Genomic DNA, 1119 nt, shown 5'->3' on the forward strand with positions numbered 1-1119 from the left:
GGCCCTCGCGTTCGGCGGCCGCCCAGTCGCGGTGCCTGAGCTGGTACTTCTCCGAGTCGAGGTACTCCTCGCTGCCCTCCCTGAGGGGGGTGTTCTCGCACAGTTCGTAGCCGGAGTAGATGCCCCAGGTGGGGGAGAGGGTGGCCGCCAGGACGGCCCGGACCTCGAAGGCGGGGCGGCCGCCGTGCTGGAGGTAGGCGTGCAGGATGTCGGGGGTGTTGGCGAAGAAGTTCGGCCGCATGTAGGAGGCGGCCTGGCCCGACAGCTCCGTGAGGTACTCGGTCAGCTCCTGCTTGGAGTTGCGCCAGGTGAAGTACGTGTAGGACTGCTGGAAGCCGATCTGGGCGAGGGTGTGCATCATCGCCGGGCGGGTGAACGCCTCGGCCAGGAAGATCACATCGGGGTCGGTGCGGTTGATGTCCGCGATGACCCGCTCCCAGAAGACGACCGGCTTGGTGTGCGGATTGTCCACCCGGAAGATCCGCACGCCGCAGTCCATCCAGTGCCGCAGCACCCGGCAGGTCTCGGCGATCAGGCCGTCCATGTCGGCGTCGAAGGCGATGGGGTAGATGTCCTGGTACTTCTTCGGCGGGTTCTCCGCGTAGGCGATGGTGCCGTCGGGGCGGTGGTGGAACCACTCGGGGTGTTTCTGCACCCAGGGATGGTCCGGGGAGCACTGCAGGGCGAAGTCCAGGGCGACCTCCAGCCCCAGGTCGCGGGCCTGGCCGACGAACCAGGTGAAGTCCTCCAGGGTGCCCAGATCGGGGTGGACGGCGTCGTGGCCGCCCTCGGGGGAGCCGATCGCCCAGGGCACGCCGACGTCGTCGGGGCCGGGGGAGAGGGTGTTGTTCTTCCCCTTGCGGAAGGTGGTGCCGATGGGGTGGACCGGGGGCAGGTAGACCACGTCGAAGCCCATCGCCGCGATCGCCGGCAGTCTGCGGGCGGCGGTGCGGAAGGTGCCGTGGGGCTGCTGCCGGGTGCCCTCGGAGCGGGGGAAGAACTCGTACCAGGAGCCGTACAGGGCCCGCTCCCGCTCGACCAGGAGGGGCAGCGGCTCGGAGGTGGTGACCAGGTCCCGCAGCGGATGCCGGGCCAGGACCTCGTCCACCTCAGGCGTCA

The 1119-nt window shown here is 69.5% G+C and carries 1 pseudogene; it reads right to left on the reverse strand.

The window, feature by feature from the left end:
* A pseudogene (locus tag ACIBNA_RS45075) lies at positions 1 to 1119 on the reverse strand (alpha-1,4-glucan--maltose-1-phosphate maltosyltransferase); the annotation flags it as partial.

The sequence above is a fragment of the Streptomyces sp. NPDC050164 genome (assembly GCF_044459945.1).
In the GTDB taxonomy this organism is placed as follows: domain Bacteria; phylum Actinomycetota; class Actinomycetes; order Streptomycetales; family Streptomycetaceae; genus Streptomyces; species Streptomyces coeruleorubidus_A.